Source organism: Enterococcus raffinosus (assembly GCF_001886185.1).
Lineage (GTDB): Bacteria > Bacillota > Bacilli > Lactobacillales > Enterococcaceae > Enterococcus_A > Enterococcus_A raffinosus.
Genome location: NZ_JXLA01000003.1, coordinates 93672 through 112117, shown reverse-complemented (window position 1 = coordinate 112117; position 18446 = coordinate 93672). Strand labels below are relative to the sequence as shown.

Annotated in this window: 18 protein-coding genes and 1 riboswitch; of the genes, 14 read left to right on the top strand and 4 right to left on the bottom strand. The window is 39.6% G+C overall.

All coding sequences use genetic code 11. The annotated features are described in order from the left end of the window. Position 1: 1 nt before the first annotated feature. Entirely contained in the window at positions 2-1033 is a 1032-nt protein-coding gene (locus RV13_RS02310; RefSeq protein WP_010743695.1) for an aldose epimerase family protein, read from the bottom strand. A 306-nt stretch (positions 1034-1339) separates the two neighbouring features. Between RV13_RS02310 and RV13_RS02305 the strand changes: the two genes are divergently transcribed. The 3 genes from RV13_RS02305 to RV13_RS02295 all read left to right on the top strand — a co-directional run bounded on the left by RV13_RS02305 (position 1340) and on the right by RV13_RS02295 (position 3658). Next, positions 1340-2245 (top strand): AraC family transcriptional regulator, encoded by a 906-nt coding sequence (locus RV13_RS02305; protein ID WP_010743694.1) that lies wholly within the window; start codon positions 1340-1342, stop codon positions 2243-2245. Between the two features lie 146 nt (positions 2246-2391). Then, complete coding sequence (gene deoC, locus RV13_RS02300; protein WP_028020866.1) at positions 2392-3093, top strand: deoxyribose-phosphate aldolase; 702 nt, start codon at positions 2392-2394, stop codon at positions 3091-3093. A gap of 1 nt (position 3094) precedes the next feature. Beyond that, positions 3095-3658 carry a YdeI/OmpD-associated family protein gene (locus RV13_RS02295; RefSeq protein ID WP_010743692.1) on the top strand — a complete coding sequence of 188 codons (564 nt, stop codon included), beginning with the start codon at positions 3095-3097 and terminating at the stop codon, positions 3656-3658. 16 nt (positions 3659-3674) lie between these two features. Here the strand turns inward: RV13_RS02295 and RV13_RS02290 are convergent, their stop codons facing one another. Beyond that, a complete protein-coding gene (locus RV13_RS02290) occupies positions 3675-4784 on the bottom strand; it encodes an NAD(P)/FAD-dependent oxidoreductase (RefSeq protein WP_010743691.1) in 1110 nt (369 codons plus the stop codon). 196 nt (positions 4785-4980) lie between these two features. Between RV13_RS02290 and RV13_RS02285 the strand changes: the two genes are divergently transcribed. The 4 genes from RV13_RS02285 to RV13_RS02270 all read left to right on the top strand — a co-directional run bounded on the left by RV13_RS02285 (position 4981) and on the right by RV13_RS02270 (position 8223). Next, positions 4981-5307 carry a PadR family transcriptional regulator gene (locus RV13_RS02285; protein WP_010743690.1) on the top strand — a complete coding sequence of 109 codons (327 nt, stop codon included), beginning with the start codon at positions 4981-4983 and terminating at the stop codon, positions 5305-5307. Between the two features lie 3 nt (positions 5308-5310). Further along, the gene (locus RV13_RS02280) at positions 5311-6255 is read left to right on the top strand and encodes a permease prefix domain 1-containing protein (protein WP_010743689.1); all 945 of its coding nucleotides are present in this window, start codon (positions 5311-5313) and stop codon (positions 6253-6255) included. A gap of 247 nt (positions 6256-6502) precedes the next feature. Then, on the top strand, positions 6503-7801 hold the full coding sequence (locus RV13_RS02275) for a Y-family DNA polymerase (protein ID WP_010743688.1): 1299 nt from the start codon (positions 6503-6505) through the stop codon (positions 7799-7801). Positions 7802-7803: 2 nt separating this feature from the next. Next, on the top strand, positions 7804-8223 hold the full coding sequence (locus RV13_RS02270) for a hypothetical protein (protein ID WP_010743687.1): 420 nt from the start codon (positions 7804-7806) through the stop codon (positions 8221-8223). 68 nt (positions 8224-8291) lie between these two features. Here the strand turns inward: RV13_RS02270 and lepB are convergent, their stop codons facing one another. Then, positions 8292-8861 (bottom strand): signal peptidase I, encoded by a 570-nt coding sequence (gene lepB, locus RV13_RS02265; RefSeq protein WP_010743686.1) that lies wholly within the window; start codon positions 8859-8861, stop codon positions 8292-8294. A gap of 147 nt (positions 8862-9008) precedes the next feature. On the opposite strand from lepB, the gene RV13_RS02260 reads away from it, so the two are divergent. Further along, positions 9009-9644 carry a pentapeptide repeat-containing protein gene (locus tag RV13_RS02260; protein ID WP_010743685.1) on the top strand — a complete coding sequence of 212 codons (636 nt, stop codon included), beginning with the start codon at positions 9009-9011 and terminating at the stop codon, positions 9642-9644. Then, positions 9645-10340: an alpha/beta hydrolase gene (locus RV13_RS02255; protein ID WP_010743684.1), complete on the top strand. Its 696-nt coding sequence runs from the start codon at positions 9645-9647 to the stop codon at positions 10338-10340. It begins immediately after the preceding gene. A gap of 45 nt (positions 10341-10385) precedes the next feature. On the opposite strand, the gene RV13_RS02250 is transcribed toward RV13_RS02255, so the two are convergent. Then, on the bottom strand, positions 10386-12587 hold the full coding sequence (locus RV13_RS02250; RefSeq protein ID WP_028020864.1) for a MucBP domain-containing protein: 2202 nt from the start codon (positions 12585-12587) through the stop codon (positions 10386-10388). Positions 12588-12935: 348 nt separating this feature from the next. After that, positions 12936-13103: riboswitch (M-box (ykoK) riboswitch) on the top strand. 115 nt (positions 13104-13218) lie between these two features. Here RV13_RS02250 and RV13_RS02245 point away from each other — a divergent pair. From RV13_RS02245 to RV13_RS02225, 5 genes are all read left to right on the top strand, one after another. Continuing rightward, positions 13219-14361 (top strand): FtsW/RodA/SpoVE family cell cycle protein, encoded by a 1143-nt coding sequence (locus RV13_RS02245; protein WP_010743681.1) that lies wholly within the window; start codon positions 13219-13221, stop codon positions 14359-14361. Then, positions 14339-15490, top strand: coding sequence for an FtsW/RodA/SpoVE family cell cycle protein (locus tag RV13_RS02240; RefSeq protein ID WP_035019482.1), 1152 nt, complete (start codon positions 14339-14341; stop codon positions 15488-15490). The genes RV13_RS02245 and RV13_RS02240 overlap by 23 nt, the downstream gene beginning before the upstream one ends. A gap of 25 nt (positions 15491-15515) precedes the next feature. Beyond that, a complete protein-coding gene (locus RV13_RS02235) occupies positions 15516-17084 on the top strand; it encodes a phosphatase PAP2/LCP family protein (protein ID WP_010743679.1) in 1569 nt (522 codons plus the stop codon). Between the two features lie 145 nt (positions 17085-17229). Next, complete coding sequence (locus tag RV13_RS02230; RefSeq protein WP_010743678.1) at positions 17230-18078, top strand: sulfite exporter TauE/SafE family protein; 849 nt, start codon at positions 17230-17232, stop codon at positions 18076-18078. Continuing rightward, entirely contained in the window at positions 18078-18428 is a 351-nt protein-coding gene (locus RV13_RS02225) for a DUF1634 domain-containing protein (protein ID WP_010743677.1), read from the top strand. Before RV13_RS02230 ends, RV13_RS02225 begins: the two co-directional genes overlap by 1 nt. Positions 18429-18446 lie beyond the last annotated feature (18 nt).

Sequence of the window (18446 nt, the reverse complement as noted above, 5' to 3'; positions counted from 1 at the left end):
TTCAATCCGCTTCTTTCAAAGTTATTTTGTATTCAGTAATTGTTTTAAAGGGTTCATTGGCAGGTAAGACCATTGAACCAAAGGCAGCATATTGTTCCGCACCAGGGGCGATTTGTGTCTCAAATGTAATTCCCCCATGATTTGCTAATTTCTTCCCACGAATCTCTGGGCCTTCATCACCAAAGTTTGCGGTGAAAATCACAACACTGGATGAGTCAGTGGACACTGATAATTCGATTTTCCCATCGGGACTCGTTAATTTTGCTGCTGGGATATCCAAATTGCTTTCCTTTAAGAAGAAAGGATGATCGAGTCCGTTACACAAATTCTTTTGTTCAAAGTCACTGGCAAATACCTCCGCTAATGCTTTTTCAGTTTGAAAATCAAAGGCTGTGTCCTTTGTATCCATTTTTTCACCAGTTGGAATGGTATCTGGACGAAGGTAAGCAAAGGAGTCGCTATTTAGCCAAAGCTTATGTTCATCAATTGCTTGAGTCACGTCGCCAGTCAAATTAAAGTACACATGGTTGGTTGGATTAAACAGTGTTGTCTGGTCACTAATTCCTGTAGTTGTCACGCGCCAAATATTATCATTTGTCAACGTATGGCGTACCTCAACCTCTAAGTTTCCTGGAAAACCATGTTCACCATCAGGACTGAGCATGGTAAAAATAACCGAGGCTTCACTTTCGTCCTTCTCGATCGTATAGGCCCATTTTTTTTCCTCAAATCCCGGCTTTCCACCATGAAGAGAATGTCCAGTTGCTGGGTCTGTGGATACTTGATAGTCTTTTCCATCAAGTGAAAATTGACCTTTCTCGATTCGACCGGCTGTTCGCCCGATTGTTGCGCCAATAAAAGGATCCTTCTCTAAGTATTCTTGGGCAGAGTCAAAACCTAAAATTAGTTCCTTATCCTTGCCAAGACTGACAATTCGAGCGCCTAGATCAGTCACAGCCATTTGGAAACCGTCTTCATTTCTAAGAGTAATCAAATGATAATCTTGTCCAAAATCTTTTTCTGTAATGTGCATTAAAAAAACCTCTCTTCATAAGAATTATTCAATTTCACGTGTCTTTGTAATTTTACCGATATATGGAGAAAGTGACAAGGACTAGAAGTTTTATTATTAAGTCTAAAGCTATCTTAACAAGTAATCGTTTTCTTTATTACGTATTTCTGTGACGACTATTTAACTTTTTGTTGCATATATTTTTAAGAAATAAAAAGATAGAAGGTTGATAGTAGTGGTCCATCAAAGCAATTTTATAGAATATTTTGAATGGATTTAACTTTTTCATGTATAATTTAAGGGGAAGCTGAAATGGAGGAACTGGCAATGGAACAAACGATTTTTTTGAAAAAGAAGCAGCACTATATACAAACAGATTTACATTTTGATTTTTGCGGTATTTCTAAAACCCTTCCTTTTCATTCTTTTGGTCCAGCAGTTCGGCAGAATTATATTCTGCATGTCGTGATGGAGGGCAAGGGAACTTACCATGTGAAAAATCATCATTATCATCTAAAAAAAGGAGATCTGTTTTTAATTCGTCCGGGGGATTCAACTTTCTATTTAGCAGATGGAGAGGAGCCGTGGATGTATTGCTGGCTTTCTTTCGGTGGTTCTGCAGCAAATGAAATCATCCGTCAATCTCATTTTAAAGAAGACCAATATACGATGATCTCTTCAGATATTCAAAAATATAGTGAGACAATCTTAGACTGCTTGTCTTATGCGGATGAAACACTAGAAAATGAGCTGCAGCTGAATGGATTAACATATCATTTTTTAGCGGACCTATTATCTGATGGCGGAAAAATTCATTTAGGAGATGAAAAAAATTATTCACCGCTAGCTGTAGCTGCCGTGGAATATATTGAAGCACATTACGCAGAGCAATTGACAGTGGAAGAGATTGCGCAGCATTTATCGGTGAATCGCAGCCATTTATCTCGAGTCTTTCGCACGCATATGGCTATTAGCATGAAAGAATATATTTTAGGAGTACGGATTAATCAGGGGGCATTTCTATTGTCTATGACTGACGAATCTGTCGAATCAATTGCAGAACAAGTTGGGTTTAATAGTCTGGTTGTTTTTAGTCGAATGTTTAAAAAATTAACTGGGGAGACAGCCTCGGCTTATCGAAAACGAATGAAGAATGGGGATTTTAAAAATATTTCGTTAAATGAATTAAAGAGCCAATTAGAAAAGCAAACAGTAGTGAATCGTGCTACCTAATAAAGTGAAAAACTTAGCAAAGTGAGCGTTTACAATGAATAGTGGATATTCTATACTTAAAATATAAGATATATGGTTATTTTTCTTGCATAAAATTGATAAGTGCAGAGAAAGCAATCAAATAAAAAAAGCAGGAGGGATTCACCATGAAAAAAGCAAGCGAGATGACAGTGGAAGAACTAGGTGCCTACATTGATCAATCTGTACTGAAGCCGGATTTTACCGAAACAGAGATTCGAAAGTATATTCAAGAAGGGATCGATTATCATTGTGCCACTGTTTGTGTCAATCCATCTTCTTTGGATATCGCGGCAGAAATGACAGAAGGAACAGATACAAAAATTTGTGTGGTGTGTGATTTTCCATTTGGAACTAGTACGACGGCCTCCAAAGTTCTTCAGGCAGAAACGTATTGTCAACGAGAGGATATTTATGAACTCGATATCGTTGCAAATTTTGGGTGGATCCGCAGCGGAAAATATGAAGAGGTGACGAAAGAACTTCTGGTGATTGTTGAAGCCTGTCATGCTCATGGAACAGCGGTTAAAGTAATTTTTGAAACGGACACATTAAATGAAGAGCAAATCCGTCAAGCCTGTGAATGTGCGATTGCCGCAAATGCGGACTTTGTTAAGACAAGTACGGGGTTTATTACCGGTTATGAAAGTAAAGGTGCAACAAATGAAGTGATTCAAATTATGATGGATCAATGCAAAGGCCGCATTAAAATCAAAGGCAGCGGGGGAATTCGAACACGTGAACATTTCTTGGAACTGATCGATATGGGAATCGACCGTATGGGTATCGGCTTTAAATCAACACCGGTTGTTTTAGGGTTAGAAAAGTAATATGGAAGATAACTTACGATTTGAAACGCGGCAGGATTTTCGTGCATGGTTAACAGAAAATGCGACGACTAGCGAGGGTGTTTGGCTAATATTCGGAAAAACGAAACAAGTAAAAACTCTGAAGGCAGGGGAAGCGCTGGAGGAAGCTTTGTGTTTTGGATGGATTGATGGTGTTATGAAAAAAGTGGATGAGCATTCCTACTTGAAATATTTTGCTAGGCGGCGCAAAAACAGTAAGTGGTCAGAAAAGAATAAAAAAATTGTGGCGAAGCTGGAAGAACAAGGGCAAATGACCGAGCTAGGACGTGAAAAAATCGCAGAAGCAAAGGAAAACGGACAGTGGGAGAACGCCACGCGCCCTTCAGCGGTCACGGATGAACAGATTGCGGAAGTCGCCGTACTACTAACAGAAAATGCCGAAGCCGCAAAGAATTTTGCCAACATGTCTTCATCTGTTAGAAAAACCTACACGCGTGCTTACTTTGATGCGAAAACAGAGGCTGGAAGAGCTAGCCGCTTGGCTTGGATGATGGAACGTCTAGAAAAAAACTTAAAGCCGATGTAAAAAAAACGCTGGAACCCTAATAAGGTTTCAGCTTTTTTTCGTGTTGAATATAAGTTGCCAGCTCTTTTTGGTACTCCTGCCACTTTGCAATTCCAGTATTTAAATAGTCAGCCATTAGATAGCCGATATAGGGACCGGTCGTTAAACCAGAGGAACCCAAACCGCTAGCAACAATCAACCGGTCGTTTAACGGACCAAAAAATGGCGCAAAATCAGAAGTATAAGCACGTGTACCAACGCGATAATGAAACGGTGTGCCAAGTAATTTTTCGGGTTCAGCTAAAAATTTACGAGCACCAGCAGTCAGCTGTTCAAAAGCAGTGGTGGTTTCATCTAAGTTCCAGCCGGCTTCATTTTCATGCGTCGCGCCTAATAGAATTTTGCCGTTTAAGAAGGGAATCAAATCCGCTTCGCCATCTAGCATAGCTACTGGAAAGTCTCCACTTTTTTTAAGTGCAGTTTGGAAGACCAAAAGTTGCCCCTTTTGTGGACGTAAATCTACCCGATAGTCTAAGGGAGCGAGCAGCTCTTTCAAATGCGGGCCGGCAGTTAAGGCGATTTGGTCAAAGACATCTTTGTTTTCGCCATAGCTAATGGCCTGATCATCTGTCAGCTGAACATGCTCTTGAATAATAGTAACTTCTTTTTCTTCTGCTCTTTTTTGCAAATGAGTCAAATAGGCCTTTCCATCTAATCGGCCGCCACCGCTGATTTTGATTGAGGGTAAAGGTTTTAACAATGGTAATTCTTTTTGTGTTTGTACCCCCGTAAGCAATTTAATCGTACCAATTTCAGGCGCTTCTTTTTTTCGCCCTTCTGCCAGCTTCAAAAGCTCCGTAAGCTGTTTTTCGGGTCGCAGAAGCAAGGTGCCAGATTGTTGATAGATGGTCTGATCCAATTGGAAATCTTGAATCAGCTTTGGAAAAAAGGCGGCGCCATCTCTTGCTAGATTGTACCATTGCTTGTTTCGCCGCTTTGATAGCCAAGGGGAAATAATCCCTGCACTGGCCTTCGTTGCTTGACCTGTAGGATCATCAAACAACGTTACTTGATATTTTGTTTGATCTAAATAATTTGCCAACGTCATACCTATGATGCCGCCGCCAATAATAGCGAGTTTCTGCATATATGTGACTTCTTTCTTTTTTTAGATAATTGCGAAATACTATTCCATAAGTTAAGTAAACTGGAAGCTTCTGCTGCTGATTTTGCCATAACGAAAATTATTTTTCAACAGATCTGGAAATTTTTACTTTACCTGTCGTAGTAATTGTCGTACAATGATTACAACGACAGATGAAGTAATTTTAGGAGGTGGCAAAATGATTTCGAGCGATGGAATTCGCGGGTACAATGATGTCATCATTTTGTCCGTACTAAAGGATGGCGATTCCTATGGTTACGCTGTTTCTCAAAAGATTCGGGATGTAAGTGAAGAAATCTATGTCATTAAAGAAACGACACTTTATTCCGCCTTCAACCGTTTAGAGAAAAATGGCTACATCCTTTCTTACCCAGGAGAGATTACTCATGGGAAGAAACGAACGTACTACCAAATAACAGACAAAGGCCTGACTTTTTTAGAAGAGAAGCGGGATGAATGGAAGCAGACTAAAAAAGTTGTGAACCGATTTATGAAAGAAGGGTAAAAAATGGATACGATCAAAAATTATGTAGAGACATTGTTTCTCGAATTTCCAAATACGAAGGAAGTCCAGCGAGCAAAACAAGAAATTTTAACAATTATGGAAGATCACTATTTAGCTTTACTGGATGAAGGAAAAAGTGAGCACGAGGCAATCGGTCAGGTGATTAGTGAGTTTGGCTCGGTGGATGAGCTGCGTGAGGAACTGGAATTTTCAACGCGTGAACGAGAGCCTGAAAATGGCATTGAGGAAGAAGAAATGTATCATTATTTAACCGAACGAAAAAAAGATGCAAAAGGCCTGAGTTTAGGGATTAGCGGGTGTTTGCTAGCTGTCGGAACACTGATTGGGTTAAGTATCAGCGGTGCGGAAATGATGGGCTTCTTACTATTCTTCATTCTTATTGCTATTAGTGTTGGGGTGATTATTTATAATGGCATGCAATTTTCAAAGAATAGTGTGGTATTGAATGATCGTTATATTCCGGTTGAATTGAATAAAGAGGCACAAAAATTAAAACAAGGGTACCAAAAAAGCTTTCAGGTCAGTTTGGTATTTGGTATTTGTTTATGTGTGTTGAGCGTTTCTCCCATTTTCTTCTTTCAAATGTTTACTTACGCGGAATATGGTATCCCGGTAATGTTTTTCTTTTTAGCAATTGGAGTATTTTTGATTATATACGGAAGTATTAACTACAGTAGCTTTGATAAATTTATCAAGGAAAAATATTTTATTGCAGATGAGGATGAAATGGGTCCTAATGCGATGCATGAAAAATATGGTGAATCTGCTCGTACTAAGCATTTGCTAGAAAGAGTCTATTGGCCGCTAGTTGTAATGATCTATTTTGGTTGGTCTTTCTTGACACATTCATGGGGATTCAGTTGGATGATTTTTGTGATGGCAGGAATTTTTTACAGTGTATTGGAGGCTATCTTTGTAAAAAAGTAGCGTAGGGTTTATTCACGAAAAGCGGTAAGCATTTATTTCATGCTTACCGCTTTTTTGCATTGCATAATTTAAGTACTTCTTAATTCTTATAAGTGAATATTTGATTGAAAACAAATAAAGGAAACAAAAAAAGAGCATTTTGTTAGTAAATTATCATTCATAACTTATAAACAAATGATTGACAAAAAATCAGAATAAACTTAAACTTAAATCGAACGTATGTTTGGCTTTTAAGGAGGTGGTTTTGATGAACATTTATGAAGGAGAGCCGGTCAGAGATGTTTTTTGTATGGACTCTAAAAGTTTTTATGCCAGTGTTGAATGTATCGAGCATGGCTTGGATCCGCTAAAAGACCTGTTAGTCGTTATGAGTGGGGATCGGGAAAATGCTGGCTTGGTTTTAGCGGCGAGTCCGATGGCAAAACAAGAGTTAGGCATCAGTAATGTTAGCCGTGGTTTTGAAATTCCTAATCATCCAAAGCTGCATATTGTACCACCGCGGATGACCTTGTATATTCAATACCACATGCGTATTCAGGAGATTTTTCGTTCGTATATGGCAGAGGAAGACATTCATACATATAGCATTGATGAACAGTTTGGCGATTTGACTCATAGTTGGAAGTTGTTTGGCAATAGTTCGGCGGAGGTCGGAAAAAGGATTCAAAAAGAAATTATAGAAAAAATCGGCATTTATACGTCATTGGGGATGGGGGATAATCCTTTATTAGCGAAAATTGCGATGGATATCGAAGCAAAAAAGCGGAAGGATCATTTCGCTCAATGGCACTATCAAGATGTACCAGAAAAAATTTGGCCGCTTCGTTTGAGTAAATTCTGCGGAATCGGCAACCGGATGGAGCGGCGTTATCGAATGATGGGCTTAAGCACTATGGGCGATTTAGCTCATACCGATCCGTTTGTTTTAAAAAATCACTATGGTGTGATGGGGATGCAGCACTATATGCATGCGTGGGGGATTGATCGCTCAGTTCTTTCCCAAAAAGATTTGTATCCTACTAAGGAAAAGTCTATCGGCAATTCACAGGTCTTGCCGAAAAATTACGCGCATAAAGGAGATATCCTAACGGTCATTGCTGAAATTTGCGAGCAGGTTGCCCAACGTTTGCGTAAAGCGGATGTCTTAGGCGGCACGCTGCATTTAGGGATCGCCTATGCTTATTTTGGAAGTGGAAAACGCGGTGGCTTTCATCATCAATTAAAAATTCCGCCTACCCATCAGGCGAAGGAACTGACTCGTGTAGCTTTTGCGCTGTTTGAAAAATATTGGGACAATTCCGAAGTACGCAATATCTCTATTACAGTTTCCTCACTGCGACCTGCTGGAAGCTTGCAACTGAATCTTTTTGAAGATCCACTTCAAACGATGAAGGAAGAAAAAATTGATGAAGTCATTGCACAAATCCGCAGTCGCTATAAATTTACGTCGATCGTACGGGCACATTCACTAAATGAAGGGGCAACTGCCATCAAAAGAGCTGGCTTGGTCGGCGGCCATGCTGGCGGAATGGAAGGAATGGATTAGCCATGATCTATGATGATGATAGTGCAGAGAAGCTTTTTATGGAAGCAAAGCAGGTCTATCAGGACCGTGGAATGATGAAATGGATTGGTTTTTACTTATCGGATCATACCGCGGTGCTGAATAAGGAATCGAAAGTTCGAAATCATATCAATATTGAAAAAGAGCAAATGAGCCTAGAGGAAATCGGCGAAACGCTGCAGCAGGCATATTTGAAGAATAAACGAATCGCTATTCAACTAGAATCGTTAGATAACGAAGGAAACTATTTAGATGATTTGGTGGGAAAGATTGTCGGTCAAAGAGAGGAACAGATCTATTTGAATGAGGAAGAGCGGGGAATGCTTCATTTGACAATCGAACAGATTCATCATGTCGAAATACTTGGTCCTAAAAAGATTCTTAACGAGAAAATCACGAAGTAGCCGTTCTCTTTTCGACACATTGAGGAATAAAAAAAGTCATGACAGAGTCGTCATGACTTTTTCGGTGCTTAAAAGAGTTTGAATTCATTCAATGGCCAGAAACGTAAAATCACTTTCCCTTGGATTAGAGATTTGTCAACGAAACCGAAAATACGACTGTCTTTAGAGATCAAGCGATTGTCGCCTAAAACAAAATATTGATTATTAGGCACGGTCACATCAAAATCATTAGTGAAGCTCGTTGCGTTAGCTGCTTGTTCCTGAAAAGCTTTGTTGTAGGAATACTCATCAAAAAGCTTATCTTTTTTGAATTTTTCCTTGAACTCATTCAGGTAAGGTTCGTCATATTCTTTTCCATTAATGGTCAAAACATTATTCTTCATTTCCACTCGATCGCCGGGTAAACCGATGATTCGTTTCACCACATAAATACTTTGATTATCTGGCTCTTTGGTAGTAATAATATCCTGTCTATCCAGCTTCGATATTTTAGATGTGATTAATCGTTGATTATCATGAAGCGAAGGATCCATTGAGTGGCCTTCAACCTTCACGGGAGAAAAAACAAACATTCTAGCAAGAAAAATTAATACGATAATAATGACTACAGGAAGCCATTCTTTTATTTTATTGTTCATAAGGTCACCTCAATGGTAAATTTTATCATTCTTCAAAACAAAAAGCTTCTTTTAACCACTGCTTCAAGGGAAATTTCAGCAAGCACTAGAGAAATTTTACCTTTTATGGGAAACTGAGAACATGAATGAATGGATAGGGGAAAGAAAATGATTAAGAATTACCCAGCACCACCGATTTTACCGAAGAATTTTACTGATGATTTTTATTTAGAAGATGAGGCTGTGATTGATGAAGTCCATGCTATTGAATACGACTATAGTTATTTAACGTGTGAAAATCTTGTCCTGCGCCGAACAATTTTGGAGAAGGTAACGATGCAGCGGACAAAATTGATTCGCTTCGAAGCAGGGAATGTTCTTTTCAAAAATTGTGATTTCTCAAATCTTGAGTGGATCGGCGGCAGTTTTCATCAAGTTGTGTTCGAAAATTGTAAACTAATGGGCTGCAACTTTGCGGAAAGCTATTTGCGAGATTGTCGATTCAAAGATTGTATGATCAATTTTGGTTCATTTAGTGGGACGAACCTGAAAAATGTTGCTTTTGAAAATTGCAAGCTGACGGATAGCGAATTTTTCGAGGTAACTTGGAAGCATTTATTTTTAACAAATAATGAATTAGATAATAGTAATTGGATGCGGACAAAACTAGCTGATTTGGATTTTACGAGTAATCAATTTAGCAAGATTGCTTTTTCGATGGAGCAATTGAAGGGCTTGAAGGTGGATTCCTATCAGGCCATGATTATTGCGGCTGGATTAGGTTTGCAGATTGTGGAGGGGTAAATGAAACAAGTAAAGAAGCGAATTAAGGGAATTCCAGTTGTATGCTGGGGTGAATCCAGTGCTAAGGGAATCTTAGCTTTTCATGGGGATCAATCGCACAAAGAAGATACGATCATTCAGTTATTCGCAGAGGCTGCGGTTAGAGAAGGCTATCAGGTCTGGAGCTTTGATCTTCCAGAACACGGGGAACGCAAAGGGGAAACTTATGCCCTTAACCCGCAAAATGTTCTGGCAGATACAGATAAGCTAATTGCTGAATTGGCTGAGCAAACAGAAGAGATTTCATTGTTTGGCTGCAGCATCGGGGCTTATTTTGGCATGCTGGCGACGCAAGATAGAAGGATCAAGCAGAGCTTTTTCTTGTCTCCAATTGTCGATATGCAAGAATTAATTGAGAATATGCTAACCTGGTTCCACCGAACATTGGAGGAGCTAGAGAAGGAAAAACGAATTGAAACACCCATCAACACTTTGGATTGGGAGTACTATTCATATGTTGTGGAGCACCCAATCAGCTGGAAAGTGCCGACAAAAATATTATATGGTGAAAATGACAACTTGACTTCAAGAGAAACCGTTGAAAATTTTTCTGAAGCTGAGGAGATCTCCTTAACGGTTGTAGAAGCGGGGGAGCATTTCTTTCATACACCAGAACAGCTTGATGTTTTTCAAAAGTGGTTAAAAACAAATTTATAAAAGTAAAAGCATCCTAGCAAAATCTTGCTAGGATACTTTTTTACATTATTTTACTTTTTTACGGCTGAAAAACAGCAATGTAGTGGCAAGGAATAAAATACTGATACCTGTGATAAGGTAGCTTGGTGTATAGCGCTCACCCGTTTTAGGCAATTTTTTTGCTGTCGTTTGGTTAGAAATAGTTCTTCTAGACGGATTGTTGGATGATCCAACAGGTGTCATGTCATTCTTCTTACTTGAATCAGAGATTTCTCCTGTGGTTTGACTGCTAGTCTCAGTGCTTGCGGTTGGAGCAGTTGTCGTGGACTCGCTGTCGTTGGTACTAGTTGTTGGAGTCGTTGTAGACTGATACACATAAGTGACTGTTTGCGCTTTAGCGCTAAAGGTTCCCTTAGCGTTTTTTGGTAATTGTTTTTTATCCAATGCGTACCCCTTGATATCCGGTTGATAGTCTTTACCGGATACATCAAACTGGGTGTCTAGTTTTCCTTTTATAACCGTTTCTTTATGAATTTTCTTTCCATTTTGATCAACATATTGAATGGTTACCATCGGATCAACCACTGTAACTGTCGCTTTTGCAGTGGCAGAATCACCGGACCAGCTTCTATTTGGAACACGAGCGTACGTATAGGTAATTTCGTATTTTCCAGCTGTTTGATTGTTAACGGTCCCTTTGACAGAAACATCGCTAAGGGCGATGTTTTCTCCATTAGGAGCTATCCCGCCATCGAAATTATCTGCGGGGTCCCATGGATCGCCGACAGAGATCATTGAGTCATGCGCCTTCAACGTTACGTCGTTTCGTTTATAAATGTATATGACAGTTTGCATATCCGCAGTAAATTTCCCAACGGCATTTTCAGGTAATTGTGTGTTGTCTAGGGTGTAGCCGTCAATAGCAAGCTGATAAGTTTCGCTGGTTGTATCGTAATCCTCACCAACGTTTCCGTTATAAATTTGTGGTGGATGAATATTGTCACCATCCTCATCAACATATTTAATCGTCACTCCTGGCGAAGGCGTCGTATGCTGCACGTCAAATTGATGCAGGTAGGTTCCTGATGAAATAGCATAGAACGTAAATCTATCCGGTTGATTATAAGAACCTGCTGGGTTATTCAAACGAGCATTGTACTTAAAAGTCTTGAGTTGATCAAATTCATCCTGTGTCACACCAGATACAGTGATCCCTTCATCTGTAATCGCCAAACGGCTGCTGTCTAGCTGTACGCCATTGAAGTCAAAGTAGGTTTGACTATCGCTATTTGACGTTGTGAAAGGCGGTATGTAGCCATCATAGTTGGTCATACGATTTGGCATGATTGAAAAGGGAACATAGATTGTTTGTTTGTCTGCATCGTAATTTAACGCGTTGGCATTGATCGCTGTAGCTGGATCATTTCGACCAGTATTTTGTCCAAAGGCAGCAAGCTGGGTTAATGTCGGCATTTGATTGATCGGGCGAAAATCCGTAATCCCGCAAAACTGAACACGTAATTCAGTTAGCTTTGTTAAAGTTATCGCAGGTTCGATTGTTGTGATATTCATATTGGATTCAAAGGTTAAGGACTCTAGGTTCGTCATTTTGCTGATTTTGTCGTATACCTTGTCAGTAACACTTGATCCAGAAAGGTTCAGTCTAGTGATCGTTGTACCAAAATTCGGGACATTTTCATCGTTAACATTTGTGCCCATCAGATAGACTTGTTTTAGTTTTGGCAAAGCAGCTAAAATTGAAAAATCCGTAATTTGATTATTTGAATTCATATAAAAATAGTCCAAGTTTGTGGCTAACTCTAACCCTTGTAAACTAGCGATAGCATTGTCAGCATTTTGAATATATAAGCCAGTAATCTTTGTCATATCTTCTTTAGTCAAGGTATCCTTGGTTTTGCCAATCGTTTTTGCCACGATTTGTTGTAAGACAGGATCAGGCATCCACGAGTCTACAGAGGCTGTTCGCGGTTCAAGTGTTGTGGATGAAGCGCTTGAAGATTGTGAATCCGCTGTAGAAGGTTCAGTTGTTCCCGGAATGGGTGCTACTGTACTATTTGGTGTTGCGGAGCTTTCTGTAGTTGATGAGAGACTATTTACTGAGCTTGTCGTGTTCAGTGATTCAGACAAAACCGTACTATTTAGGGTACTGCTGTTAGTAGACGTTTCAGCAATGCTTCGGATTGGGAAGGTTGAGAGAGAACTCAACACGATTGAGCAGGTAAATAAACTATATAAATTCTTTTTCACAAATGTAACTCCTTTATAATAAGTATGTAACGGATAAATAATAATTCTTTTTTAATAAACAAACTGATCAAGTTTTAATTTTCGTATTATTTTATTTGACCATTTTTTTAGAAGGAAGTTGTTTTACTTAAATAGATGCTTATTGTACAAGAGCTTGCTAAAAAGGTGGTTTCAAAATTAATCGTTCTTTTATTAAAAGAAGGTTTTTAAATACCATAAAAAGGTTTCTGATCCTAGTAAATTTTTAGTAAAGGATTTTATAAGCAAATGTAAAGAAAGTCGTATTTTCTTTAGAATATTTTGCTATTTACTGACAAAAAAAGTAGTATTCTTTGTGAAAGTAAATATAAGTAAACTTGTTAGGTGAGGCTCCTAAACAAACATAGGCTATTGCGCAGAAACGTCGAAAGACGCCAATGTGTAAAATAGGAATTGTCGGATTAAGGCTTTTCATAAAATAGCTAAGAGTGATTCTTTACGTTGTTTAGTGCTAAAACTCAGACGATGAGATTGATTGTGTGAGACACCAGACTTGTTAGTTTTTTTCGCTAACGTTTGGTGTCTCTTTTTTAGGTTATTTATTGTGGACTCTCTCGTCTCAAACAATTACTTGATGAAGGGAGAGATGAACATGATGAAAAGAAAAAAGATCGATTGGCTGCTGTTATTACCTTATTTGGGGACAAGCCTGATCGGTCTTTTAATTGTTTTTAGTGCTAGTTCTTATCGTTTGATGGCGGAAGGGGAAAATCCATTGTCGCTATTTAGTAAGCAGGCGATTTTTATGGGGCTAAGCTGGCTGCTGATTGCTGTGCTTTATCATGTGAAAAATAATGTACTAATAAATGGTAAGCTAGCGCAAAGTTTATTAGCAGTTGGACTAGTTAGTTTACTGCTAGTGAAAATAAGTGGCGTCAATATTAATGGCGCACAAAGATGGGTCTCCTTATTAGGTATTCAATTCCAGCCTTCTGAAGTCACAAATGTAGCACTGATTCTTTATTTGGCGTATTTTTTCCGCGTGAAGCGCACTAGAAAGGAAATGCTGGTGCCTTGTGGTCTAGTGGCACTTAGCGGATTATTGATTTTGCTCCAGCCTAAAGTGACAGGTGCAATCATTATTTGGGGAGTCGCTTTAGTCATTATTACGACTGCGCAATTGCCTTATCAGTGGTCGGTACTTATTTTTTCAGGGTTGATTTTGGGGATTGTTTTAATCGGAGGCGCGATACTTTTTTTGGGCAGTCACCATCTTTTGCCCGAATTATTTGCTCATACCTATGATCGTATCCGTTTAGTGAGAGACCCATTTCTAGATCCCTACGGCAAAGGATTTCAAATGAGTAATTCGTACTACGCACTTTATAACGGTGGTTTTTTTGGTAGAGGGCTGGGAAATAGTATTACTAAAAAAGGCTATTTACCAGTAGCGGAAACAGATTTTGTGTATTCGATTTTGGTGGAGGAATTAGGAGTTGTTGTCGGCTTACTCGTATTGGCATTGCTTTTTCTGATTGCTCTTCGTCTATTTGTTTTAGCGGCGAAGGAAGTGAATCAGCAGGTCAGCTTAATTTATTTTGGGGTTGGAACGCTTTTGCTTCTCCAAACCAGTATCAATATTGCTAGTATTTTAGGACTGATCCCTATGACAGGAGTGCCGTTGCCATTTATTAGTTATGGGGGGACGAGCTACCTGATTCTTTCTATCGCGCTGGGTATCTGTCTAAAACTTTCTTCGGAGGATCGAATAAATGATCAAACGTTTAAGCAGTGAATTTAACTATTCTTTGTTTTTACCCATTTTCATCTTTTATTTAATTAGTATCGGTGTACAATCGATGGCGGCTGAGCTAGATGGGGCTGACGTTAAAAATGTTGTAACGAAGCAGATTATTTTTTGTCTGATTTCTCTATTGGCCATGGGGATCGTCAGTAAATTCAAAACGGCTACTTTGTTAAAATATGCGCCCTTTTTTTATGTTGTATCGTTAGGGATCATGGCGCTATTGTATTGGTTTTATGATCCGGCGATGTACACTGTAACGAATACGAAACGCTGGCTGCGTATCGGCGGTTTTTCTTTTCAGCCATCAGAATTGATGAAACTGAGTTTTACTCTTTTTATGGTTCGCTTAGCACTAATAGATGAGTTGAATTGCTCTCAGCGAACCTTGAAAAGTGATCTGCGTTATTTAGGGAAGGTTGCTTTGTTCAGCCTGCCGACATTTTTCTTGATGTTTATTCAACGAGATTTTGGAACGAGTTTAGTATTTATTGCTATTTTAGGTGCACTGTTTGTAATATCCGGGGTTCATTGGAAAATACTTACGACGATTACGGGTATCGGAGCAGCTTTAGGTGCCACTTTATTGGTTTTGGTTTTCAGTGAATGGGGGAATAAGCTGCTATATTGGCTGCATTTTAAAACATATCAGCTAGATCGTGTGCGTGCATGGGTTGACCCCTTTCAATACCGTGATTCTATTGCCTATCAGCAAGTACAGAGTCTTTACGCGATTGGATCGGGCGGCTTGTTTGGTCGCGGCAGTGAGCAGGCATCCGTGTATGTGCCTGTTCGTGAGTCAGATATGATCTTTACGGTGATTGGAGAAGGCTTTGGCTTCATTGGCAGTACTTTAGTGGTTTTTCTATACTTCTACTTGTTTTATCAAATCATTTCAGCTGCGATGAAAACAAATAATAAAGGCAATCTCTATTTGGCGGTTACTTTTGTATTTGGCTTGCTGTTCCAAATTTTTGAAAATATCGGAGCTGCGATTGGTATTCTGCCATTAACGGGTATTCCGTTGCCGATTTTAAGTCAAGGAGGAACCTCCTTGATTGTTCTAGGTGTTGGCTTGGGAATCATGATGGGCTTTCGAGAAAAAGAACGATTAATATAAAAAATTGAATGGAGAATTGAACAAAATGATGCGAAAAAAGTTTTTCCTACGAAGTGCAGGCATGCTCCTTTCAGTCATGGTGATAACTAGTGCTGTCGCAATGAATGCACACTGGATGAAAGAGGTAGATGCTGTATTTCTCCAAAATCGCTTACCAAATATTTCCTATTTAACGGCTTTTGTGGGAGGAATGGCGAAAATCGCTACTATCGGTCCGATGGTGATTATTTTTGGACTTCTTGCTTTCTATTTGCTGAGAAAACATGAGCGGGCATTAGCTGTTTGGTGCTTGGGAAATCTGATCTTCGTCAGTGGGGTAGGTTATTTATTAAAGCAGGTGATTCAGCGGTCGCGCCCAGACCAGATTCAATACCTTTCTCGTTCCTCCTATAGTTTTCCAAGTGGACATTCGTTGCTGATTATGACGCTTGTTTGTACGCTGATCGTGCTCTATTTTTTCAGAGAACGTCGCATGCCTCTATTACTTAAAATAGGATTATTTTTCTTAATGTTCATTATTGTAGGTGGCAGAATTTATTTAGGCGTTCATTATATGAGTGATGTTTTGGCGGGGGTGTGTTTAGGTGGAGGGCTCACTTTCGGGACGGCGGGTTTCTGCTATCCATATTTACAAAACCCCCGTCAGTCCCAACGACGGAAAAGTAAAAATGGCTTTTTGACTTGGCAGAAGGTATTGATTGGCGTGCTTGCAGTGTTAGTGGTGTTGGTTTCAGGACTAAGTGCGTTTGCATTGAAGTTTTATCATAGTTCACAGAAAATGGCAGACTCTATGTACTCCCCAGTTGAGCGTGGGGGAAAAGCAAAGACGCCTCAAGCTTCAGAACCTATGAGTATTTTGATTCTCGGAATTGCCAATGATGCGAAAAGAAAAACAGATTTCCGGGCCAATACGATCATGGTCGCGACGCTAAATAATCAAACGAATGAAACAACCTTAGTAAGCATTCCGCGGGATTCGTTTGTGGAGATTGTTGGAGCAGATTATGAAGACAAAATCAATCATGCCCATTCAATTGGCGGCCCTGAGATGATGATGGATACAGTTGAAAAATTTTTAGATATTCCGATCCATCACTATGTTTCGGTTAATATGGATGGCCTTCAAACGCTAGTGGACGCCGTTGGCGGGGTGACTGTGAACAATGATTTTGCTTTTTCGGCAGAAGGAATTGATTACCCAAAAGGTAGGCAACACTTGAATGGATGGGAGGCTCTTCAATATTCTAGAATGCGGTATGAAGACCCAAAAGGTGATTACGGACGTCAGGGTAGACAGCGTGAAGTAATGGAATTATTGATAGAGAAGATCCTTTCAACTAAAAGTATTTTTAGCTACCAGAAAATTTTAGATGGAATTGGCGAAAATGGGAAAACAGACTTAACCTTTGATCAAATGCAGAAAATCTTGACTGGGTATCACTCTTGTTTGACTAAGATCGACAGTCAACAGGTTCAGGGGGAAGGATTTACTGGAGACGGTTTTACAGGACAAGAGGGGATTTCCTATCAAAAAATCTCGCAAGAAGAAGTAGATCGTGTGAAAACGTTGCTGCACAAACAATTAAACTTATGAAATAGGAAAACGTGAAGCAAATGAGAATCGATGAGTGAAACGACTCTGTTTTCTGAAAATTTTCATCGAATGATTTAATATGTTTACTAAATTTCCTGCTTGAAAAGAAAGTTGCGTTATAATAGCAGCAGAAAGGCGGGAAGGTATGTTTAGTCAAATAGGAGTATTACTTATTGTTGGTGTATTGGCCGGAATACTAGGGTCGATCTTAGGAATCGGCGGAGGAATTATTTTAACGCCCTTTTTGACGTTAATAATGGGACTAGACATTCAGTATGCGATTGCGGCCAGTATTGTTTGCGTGATCGCGACAAGTTCAGGCGCTACTATTGCTTATTTAAAGGATGATATGCTGAATTTGCGTGTCGCAATGTTTTTGGAGATTGCGACCACGATTGGAGCGATCGTAGGTGCGTTACTTTCAGGCGTTGTGCCGACGAGCTTTTTATTTATTTTATTCGGCGGCTTCTTGCTCTTTTCAGTCATTAACATGATTCAAAAGCTGCGGGGAAAAACAGACAAAGCGGTTGAAAAAGTTGCAGGAGATTCGTTGGCTGAAAAGCTGAAATTGAATGGCTCTTACTATGATAAAGTGTTGCAAGAACAAATTGATTATCAGGTAGAGAAAGTACCAGGAGGCTTTGCCATGATGTTTGGAGCGGGAATCGCTTCGGGGTTATTAGGAATCGGCAGTGGAGTCTTTAAGGTAACGGCGATGGACACTATTATGAAAATACCTTTGAAGCCCTCTAGCGCTACCAGTAATCTGATGATGGGGGTCACTGCGGCTGCTTCTGCGATGGTTTACTTTTTCAGCGGAGCCATTTTGCCACAAATCGCTGCTCCTCTGGCATTAGGTGTATTAGTAGGTGCAACAATAGGCTCGCGAATCATGACGCGACTTAAACCGATCGTGATTCGAATGATTTTCATTCCGATTTTATTCTTTATGGGACTACAAATGGTTCTTCGTGGATTTGGGGTGATCATCTAATGGAAAACAAGGAAGAAATGCTGAAGATTGAGCGTTCCATCGGATACATTTTACGAATAGGTGTGATAGTTTCAGCCATAATTATTTTGGCGGGAATGCTACTGCTGTTCTTTTTGCCAAGTTCGGGCCAGGTTCCCAGCAGTCTGCAGTTGATTTTCAAAGGGGTACAGCAGTTGAATGGAGAAGCCTTTATCATGTTGGGCTTGTTTTGCCTGATTTTGACACCCGTTCTACGGGTAGTTGTGTCTATCTTTGCATTTGCGAAAGAAAAGGATTATTTGTATGTGGTTATTACGCTGATCGTATTGGTCATTTTGGTGATTGGCATGAGTTTTGGTCTAGTAGAATAGGAAAATCCGAGCTGTCGT